This is a genomic window from uncultured Methylobacterium sp. (genome assembly GCF_964244095.1).
GTDB lineage: Bacteria > Pseudomonadota > Alphaproteobacteria > Rhizobiales > Beijerinckiaceae > Methylobacterium.
This window is the reverse complement of the sequence record NZ_CAXTHR010000179.1, coordinates 1-7827: the sequence shown is the minus strand read 5'-3', so window position 1 is coordinate 7827 and position 7827 is coordinate 1. Positions and strand designations below refer to the sequence as shown.

Here is a 7827-nt window from a genome sequence, read left to right as displayed (position 1 = left end):
TTCGAGAAGGACAAGATGGTCCTGCGCGTCCCCACCGCGAAGGCCAACAGCGTCGGCATGCGCAAGCTCGCCGAGCCGGAACTCGTCAGGAAGGCGCTTGACGTGCTCACCGGCCGGGCCCGCATCAAGCGGACGATGTGGTCGCGCCGCGCCCAGGAATACGAGGCCAAGATCAATTCCGGCGACCTGCTCTCGGTCACCGAGGTGGTGCGCGACCTCTACCGCTCCGAGGCGCAGCCCGAGCAGTCCTACAGCGAGCGTCAACTCTACGAGGCGGCGCTCGACCGGATCGTGCGCGAGATCTCGACCGTGAACCGGATCACCGAGACCGAGGCGCTCAAGCTGGTCGACCAGAGCCTCTCGAAGTCGCCTCGCCGCGGCAAGGAGGCCGAGGCGGAAGCCGAGCCCGAGGCCGAGGACATCCAGGAAGAGGCCGCCTGAGCGCGCGCTTCGCCGCAGCCGAGAGACTTGGGAGAGACCTGGGAGAACCCGGTGCGCGAGCATCGGGTTTTTTCTTGTCCCGTGCGTCGTGGCCCTTGCGAATCGCAGGGCCATGCCGCGATTCTCGTTCCTCAGAGGATGAGTCCGCGCGTCCACGCGGGACGACCGCGCGAGCGAAGCGGGTGTCGGGACCACCGAATGCGGCCGCCGCCGCATCGCGGCGGAACCTTCGCCGCCGCGGCTCCGTTGTCGGGAGCCTTGTGCGGGTTTCCGGCCATGCCGGAGCGGCCGCAGACGTGCTCGGAAGAAACAGGCAGGCGGCATGGCGGAAATCGCAGGAATTCGTCGGCAATTCATTCGCACTGCGATGGAGGCGCCGTTCCTCCAGCGCGACGAGGAGCGCGGGCTGGCCGTCAGTTGGAAGGACGACCGCGACGAGCGCGCCCTGCACAAGCTGATCTCGGCCCACATGCGCCTCGTCATCGCGCTGGCGGGCCGCTTCCGCCATTATGGCCTGCCGATGGCCGACCTCGTCCAGGAGGGCCATGTCGGCCTGATGGAGGCCGCAGCCCGGTTCGAGCCGGAGCGGGAGGTGCGGTTCTCCACCTACGCGACGTGGTGGATTCGCGCCTCGATCCAGGACTACATCCTGCGCAACTGGTCGATCGTCCGCGGCGGCACGAGTTCGGCCCAGAAGGCGCTGTTCTTCAACCTGCGGCGCCTGCGCGCCCGCCTGATGCAATCGACCGAGGAGCGGGTCGGCGACGAGATCCACAAGCGGATCGCCACCGCCATCGGCGTCTCCCGCGAGGACGTCGCGCTGATGGATGCGCGGCTGTCGGGTCCCGACATGTCGCTCAACGCGTCCGTGGGCGAGGAGAGCGAAGCCTCCTCCGAGCGCATGGACTTCCTGATCGACGGCGCCGCGCTTCCCGACGAGACCGTCACCGCCACCGTCGACGGCGAGCGCCGCCACCTGTGGCTGCAGCAGGCGCTCACCGTCCTGTCCGAGCGGGAACTGCGCATCCTGCGCGAGCGCCGGCTCGCCGAGGATCAGGCGACGCTCGAAGCCCTGGGCCACCGCCTCGGCATCTCGAAGGAGCGTGTGCGCCAGATCGAGAACCGCGCCCTGGAAAAACTCCGCCGCGCGCTCGCCGACCGTTTCCCGCAGACGACCGGCGCGGCCTACGCCGGCTGACGCCGTCGGATGAAAGCGACGTGATCGAAGAAGGCCCGACCGCAAGGTCGGGCCTTTCGTGTTTCGGCCGCGTTCGCGACGGTAGCTCTCGGACGAGGAGCCGGATGCGAGTGAAGACCCCCGCCGGGAACGTTGCGCCTCCACCGCCCCCCCTCTCCCGGCGGGCTACCGATTCACCTTTATAGCGGCGCGTCGATCACCCGTGCGGGCTGTGTGCATACCGTTGCCCCTGTGAGAGGAAGCCGCGGGAGCCGCCTGTCCGGCCCGGACAACCCGGCATGCTCGCGTCGGGCGCAGGAGCGGACCCCGACCGGCGCCGGGAGCCGTCCGCATCCTCAGCGCGGTGCGATGGTGCTGCCCGTCGAGCCGGTGGCGTCGGCCGAGCTCGGCCTGATGCGCCACAACTCGGTCGGCAGCGCCGCCGGCGCACCGGGCTTGTAGAATGCCGAGTCCTGGATGTGCGAGGTCGTGAACAGGATCGTGCCGTCCGGCGCCTCGGCGAAGGTGTCGGGCCAGCGCAGGCGCGGGTCCTGGACAAGCACCGTCGGCTTGCCGCCCCTGGCCGAGAGGTCGCGGACTTTCACCGCGTCCTCCTCGGGCGCCGAGACGTACATCCGCCCGTCGTGGCGGCTGATGATCAGACCGTCGGCCGGGCCGTTCTCACCCACCGTCTCGACCTTGCCGGACAGGCTCTGGTCGGTCAGCGCGCCCGGAACGACGGACGACGCGAGCCAGCCGGTCAGCGCGTCGGTGGGCAGGCTGTAGAGCGTCTTGCCCTTGATCGCCTGCCAGTAGAGCGTTTTGCCGTCCACCGAGAGGGCTATGCCGTCGGCCGCGAACTCGACGCCGCGTCCGTCGGGGCGGCGCAGCGGCTTGCCGTCGTAGCTCACGGTCACGCTCTTGTCGGGCATGGTCGTCGGGTCGCCGTCGAGGAGGCGCCGAGCCTTGCCGCTGTCGAGATCGACCACCACGAGAGCGCCGCTCGCGCCGGAATCGGTGAGGTAGGCGGTCCTGCCGTCGGGGGAGAAGCGCACGTCGTTGAGGTAGGAGCCCTGCGGCGCGACGGTCTCGTCGAAGGCGATGGTGCGGGCGGGCCTGTTGGTCTTCAGGTCGATCTCGACGAGCTTCGGCCCGTCCTTGACGACAGCGGCCATGGCGGGCGCCGCCGGGTCCAGCACCCAAACGTTGCCCTTCGGGTCCGCGACGACGCTCTGCACGCAGACCCAGTGGTCGCGCGCCGAGACCGTGTCCTTCCTCGTGTTGCGCCACCCGTTCCACTCGGCATCGGGGAACGGCGTCAGCGTGCCGTCCTTGAGTTCGGCAACCGAGACGGCGGTGTCCTCCGTCCAGCGCGGGAAGTTGACGAAGATGCGACCGTCCTTCGAGACGGCGACGCCGGTGACCTGATGCGCGAAGCTCGCGACCTTGGTGAGGTCCGGCCCGTGATGGGGGGCCGGCTGCCGCGCGGCCGGCTCCTGCGCGAGGGCGGGCGCCGCCAGCAGGGTCCCGGCGAGCAGGGACGCACAAGCGCGGGTGATCGAACCTGACATGGAAGGCCTTCTCGCGGATGGGAAACGATGTCCCAACGCGCGAACGGCCGGCCAAGCTTCATCGCCGGTGGGCGAGGCCGGATTCAGCGAGCTTCGGCGTGTCCCGACCGCCCGGTCCGTCGAGCGCCCGCGCCATTCGCTCGATCCGGGCAGCCGCCTTCGCCACGCCGTCGGCGACGCGCCCCGCCTGCCGGGTTCGTTCTTCCGCCGCGGCCTCGGACGCCGACCTCAGCCGGGCAGTCTCGTCCTCGGCCAGTGACAATTGACGCTTCAGCTCCGAAACCTCGTCGGCGATCGTCAGCGCCGCCATCACCTGGAGGCGCATGTCGCCGATCTCGCCGAAGGCCGCGCGCATCTCGACGACCCGCGCCCCGAGGCCGGCCGCCAGCGCGGTCAGATGCGCCTCCTCGCCCTCGCCGCAGGCCATGCGGTAGCTCTTGCCGTCGATGGTGACACTGATCTGGGGCATCGCTCGCGGGCCGGTAAGGTCTTGCGGGTCGATAAGGTCTTGCGGGCCGGATCGGATTGGAACCGGGTCCGCAGGCCGGGTCAAGCCGCCGGGGCGGGATCGCCGGCAGGTTGCGCGAGCACGCCCTCCACCGCGTCGATCGCCCGTTCGAGCCTGCGGCCGACCGCGTCCGTCGCGGCCTCGACTTCGGCGAGCCGCGCGCTCGCGGCATCCAGCGCCGCCGCGAGGCGGGCGCGGTCCTCGGCCATGATCGCGCGCTCCGCCTCGACGTCGTCGGGGTCTGCATCCGCTTCGAGGCGCCGCGCGACGGCGGCTTCGAGGGCGCCGAGCGCCGCATCGAGCCGGTGGAAGGCGTCGGCTGCGGGATCGGCGGCGGGATCGTCGGGAAGGCTTGCGGGACTACTCATGTCGGATAGCAGGTGTTCTCCAAGGCGCGGCGGAATTCCAGCCGAATCCGACGCGCCCGTCGTCGGAACGCCGGGGCGGTCAGGTCCCCGGCTTTGTCACGGGCTTCGCTTTGACAGCCCGGAGCCCCATGTTAGACAGCCGCCGCACGCGGCCGACCGGCTCCGCGCGCCCGCTCCGGATATCCGACCCGTGCCAGCCTCGAGGCCCTCGCCCGCATCGTCCGTCGAACGGATGGTCCCTGGCGACGCGTGCCCGAGCCCCGAGCCGGTTCATCCCAGGTTCAATCCGGCGGCCGATAGAGCCTGCCGCATCCCCGGACGGGCGACGCGCCGCCCGGGTCTCATCGAACGGCGCCCGTCGCGCGGCGCCGCCCATCTGGAAGGAGTCACGCCGTGACGGTGAAGGTTGCCATCAACGGGTTCGGGCGCATCGGACGCAACGTGCTGCGGGCGATCCACGAGGCCGCGCGCCGGGACATCGAGGTGGTGGCGATCAACGACCTCGGCCCGGTCGAGACCAACGCCCACCTGCTGCGCTTCGACTCGATCCACGGGCGCTTCGACGCCAAGGTCGTGGTCGACGGCGAATTCATCGTCGTCGACGGCAGCCGCATCAGGGTCACCGCCGTGCGCAACCCGGCGGAACTGCCGCATCGCGAACTCGGCGTCGACATCGCGCTCGAATGCACCGGCATCTTCACGACGCGGGACAAGGCCAAGGCCCATCTCGACGCCGGCGCCAAGCGCGTCATCGTCTCGGCACCCGCCGACGGGGCCGACCTCACGGTGGTCTACGGCATCAACCACGACAAGCTCACCGCCGACCACCGCGTGATCTCGAACGCGTCGTGCACCACCAACTGCCTCGTACCGGTGGCCAAGGTGCTCAACGACCGCGTCGGGATCGAGCGCGGCTTCATGACCACGATCCACTCCTACACCAACGACCAGCCCTCGCTCGACCAGATGCACAAGGACCTCTACCGGGCCCGCGCCGCGGCGCTGTCGATGATCCCGACTTCCACCGGCGCGGCCAAGGCCGTCGGCCTCGTGCTGCCGGAACTGAAGGGCCGGCTCGACGGCACCTCGATCCGCGTGCCGACCCCGAACGTCTCGGCGATCGACTTCGTGTTCACGGCCGGCCGCGCCACCACGGTCGCGGAGATCAACGGGGCGATCGTGGCGGCGGCCGACGGCCCGCTCAAGGGCGTGCTGGCCTACACCGACCAGCCCAACGTCTCGATCGACTTCAACCACGACCCGCATTCCGCGACCTTCCACCTCGACCAGACCAAGGTCATGGACGGCACCTTCGTGCGCATCCTGGCGTGGTACGACAACGAGTGGGGCTTCTCGAACCGCATGGCCGACACCGCCGTGGCGATGGCCAAGCTGATCTGACCGCTCCCGGCTCGGCCGCGATCCGTCGCGGGCGCGGTCGAGCCGAGGGGCGCATCGGGAGGGGGCGCATCGGGAGGGGACAGATCGGGATCGCGCGGTCCCGATGCCGGGAGGCCCGGCTCCCGCGACGAGCGCCCGGATCGCAAACTCAAGGGCACGCCCACGATGACCGACGCCTCGCAGAAATCCTCCACCGGCCAGGGCTTCGTCCCGCCGACGCCGTCTCCTGCCGTGCCCGCGCCCGCCCCAGCCGCGGCGACGCCGGTTCCGGCCGCCACTGCCGGCGCGATGGCGATTCCGGCCAACCAGCTCTTCGACCAGCTCGCCCGGATCGAGGACAAGACCGCGCGGATCGAGGACAAGTACGCCCGCTCCGAGTCCCTGCTGAGCCGCGTCGAGGACAAGGTCGAGAACGCCGCAAACCGCATGAACGAATCGGCGCGCCAGTCCGACCTCGCGGCGCTCCGCTCGGAGATGCGCGGCCTGACCGAGCGCACCCGGCGCCTGCCCGGCACCGGCGCGCTGGTGCTCACGGCGATCATCACCGCGGTGCTGACGGTGGTGCTGACGGTCGCCGTGCAGCGGCTGAATCTCGACAGCCTGCTGCCGCCGCGGGCCGGTCCCACGGCACCCGCGCGCTGATCCCGACCCGCAGGACCGCATGAACGCCTTCCGCACCCTCGACGACGCCGGCCCGCTGAGGGCCAAGCGCGTGCTGCTCCGCATCGACCTCAACGTGCCGATGGATGCGGGCCGCATCACCGACGCGACCCGGATCGCGCGCGTGGTACCGACGATCCGCGAGATCGCCGACCAGGGCGGCAAGGCGGTGCTGCTCGCCCATTTCGGCCGGCCGAAGGGGAAGCGCGCGGCCGGGGATTCGCTGGCGCCCGTGGTCGCGACATTGTCGGAGATGCTTGGCCGCCCGGTGGCTTTTGCCGCGGATTGCGTCGGCGCGGCCGCGTCGTCCGCGGTCGCCGCGATGAAGGACGGCGACGTGCTGCTCCTGGAGAACACCCGCTTCCACGCGGGCGAGGAGGCAAACGACGGAGGCTTCGCCGACGCGCTCGCGGAGAACGGCGACCTCTACGTCAACGAGGCGTTCTCGGCCGCCCACCGCGCGCACGCCTCGACGGAAGGGCTCGCCCACCGCCTGCCGGCCTATGCCGGCCGCCTGATGCAGGCCGAGCTCGATGCCCTGACCAAGGGCCTCGAATCGCCGAAGCGCCCGGTGATCGCGCTGGTGGGCGGCGCCAAGGTCTCCTCGAAGATCGACCTGCTCGAAAACCTCGTCGCCAAGGTCGACATGCTGGTGATCGGCGGCGGCATGGCCAACACCTTCCTGCACGCGCAGGGGCTGCCCGTGGGCAAGTCGCTCTGCGAGAAAGACCTTGCCGAGACCGCGCTGCGCATCCTCGCGGCGGCGAGGGCCGCTAACTGCCGGATCATCCTGCCGGTGGACGCGGTGGTCGCCTCGGCGTTCGCGGCGAACGCGGCGCACGAGACGGTCTCGGTCGATGCGGTGCCGGAGGCCGGCATGATCCTCGACGCAGGCCCGGAATCCGTCGCCGAGATCAATGCTGCGATCGACGAGGCCGCGACGCTGGTATGGAACGGGCCGCTGGGCGCCTTCGAGCTGACGCCGTTCGATGCCGCCACCGTCGCCGCCGCGCGTCATGCGGCCGCGCGCACGGTCGCCGGCAAGCTCGTCTCGGTCGCCGGCGGCGGCGATACCGTCGCCGCGCTGAACCATGCCGGCGTGTCGGAGCAGTTCAGCTACGTCTCGACCGCGGGCGGCGCCTTCCTCGAATGGCTGGAGGGCAAGACGTTGCCGGGCGTCGAGGCGTTGCGGGCCAAAGCCTGAGGACGGCTGAATGGGAAAATTGGAAATCGCTGCGCTATAGTCGAAAGAATCGATAGCTAGGGACGGTCCGACTCATGAGCGACAACGTGGAGAACCTCACGATCGAAATCCTGCGCAGCATCCAATCGGCGGTCAAGCAGTTGCGGGACGAGACGCAAGCCTTCCGCGACGAAACCAACGCCCGCTTCGAACGCCTCGAGACGGGCATGCGCAAGGACCGGCGCAACGCCGCCGGCATGCTGGTGATGGTGCGGGCGACGGCCGGCGACTTCGACGCCCGCGTGAGCGAGGTCGAGGAGCGCGTCGCCACGCTCGAAGCCCGCGCCTGACGCACCCCCCGACACGGTCATCTTCGGAGAGACACGGCAAACCATGGCACGCATCACCCTGAGGCAGCTTCTCGATCATGCCGCTGAGTACGGCTACGGCGTGCCGGCCTTCAACATGAACAACATGGAGCAGGGGCTCGCCATCATGGCGGCGGCCGACGCCACCGA

The 7827-nt window shown here is 70.3% G+C and carries 10 protein-coding genes; 7 read left to right on the top strand and 3 right to left on the bottom strand.

Going from position 1 to position 7827, the window contains the following annotated elements; genetic code table 11:
- Both ACFE86_RS20030 and ACFE86_RS20025 read left to right on the top strand, forming a co-directional pair.
- On the top strand, positions 1 to 441 hold a 441-nt coding region (locus tag ACFE86_RS20030), incomplete at its 5' end, for a CarD family transcriptional regulator (RefSeq protein ID WP_375457082.1).
- Between the two features lie 322 nt (positions 442 to 763).
- The gene (locus tag ACFE86_RS20025; protein ID WP_375457081.1) at positions 764 to 1639 is read left to right on the top strand and encodes an RNA polymerase factor sigma-32; all 876 of its coding nucleotides are present in this window, start codon (positions 764 to 766) and stop codon (positions 1637 to 1639) included.
- Positions 1640 to 1974: 335 nt separating this feature from the next.
- Here ACFE86_RS20025 and ACFE86_RS20020 read toward each other — a convergent pair whose 3' ends face one another.
- The 3 genes from ACFE86_RS20020 to ACFE86_RS20010 form a co-directional block, all read right to left on the bottom strand.
- Entirely contained in the window at positions 1975 to 3189 is a 1215-nt protein-coding gene (locus tag ACFE86_RS20020; protein WP_375457080.1) for an SMP-30/gluconolactonase/LRE family protein, read from the bottom strand.
- 58 nt (positions 3190 to 3247) lie between these two features.
- Positions 3248 to 3658 carry a cell division protein ZapA gene (locus ACFE86_RS20015; RefSeq protein WP_375457079.1) on the bottom strand — a complete coding sequence of 137 codons (411 nt, stop codon included), beginning with the start codon at positions 3656 to 3658 and terminating at the stop codon, positions 3248 to 3250.
- 80 nt (positions 3659 to 3738) lie between these two features.
- The gene (locus tag ACFE86_RS20010) at positions 3739 to 4065 is read right to left on the bottom strand and encodes a DUF4164 family protein (protein ID WP_375457078.1); all 327 of its coding nucleotides are present in this window, start codon (positions 4063 to 4065) and stop codon (positions 3739 to 3741) included.
- A 393-nt stretch (positions 4066 to 4458) separates the two neighbouring features.
- Here ACFE86_RS20010 and gap point away from each other — a divergent pair, with 393 nt between their 5' ends.
- The 5 genes from gap to ACFE86_RS19985 all read left to right on the top strand — a co-directional run.
- Positions 4459 to 5466 carry a type I glyceraldehyde-3-phosphate dehydrogenase gene (gene gap, locus ACFE86_RS20005; protein WP_375457077.1) on the top strand — a complete coding sequence of 336 codons (1008 nt, stop codon included), beginning with the start codon at positions 4459 to 4461 and terminating at the stop codon, positions 5464 to 5466.
- A gap of 165 nt (positions 5467 to 5631) precedes the next feature.
- A complete protein-coding gene (locus ACFE86_RS20000; RefSeq protein WP_375457076.1) occupies positions 5632 to 6108 on the top strand; it encodes a hypothetical protein in 477 nt (158 codons plus the stop codon).
- A 19-nt stretch (positions 6109 to 6127) separates the two neighbouring features.
- The gene (locus ACFE86_RS19995) at positions 6128 to 7330 is read left to right on the top strand and encodes a phosphoglycerate kinase (RefSeq protein WP_375457075.1); all 1203 of its coding nucleotides are present in this window, start codon (positions 6128 to 6130) and stop codon (positions 7328 to 7330) included.
- A 74-nt stretch (positions 7331 to 7404) separates the two neighbouring features.
- Positions 7405 to 7659, top strand: a complete 255-nt coding sequence (locus ACFE86_RS19990; protein ID WP_375457074.1) for a hypothetical protein — start codon at positions 7405 to 7407, stop codon at positions 7657 to 7659.
- A gap of 43 nt (positions 7660 to 7702) precedes the next feature.
- Positions 7703 to 7827: class II fructose-bisphosphate aldolase (locus ACFE86_RS19985; RefSeq protein WP_375457083.1), on the top strand; the 125-nt coding region annotated here is incomplete at its 3' end.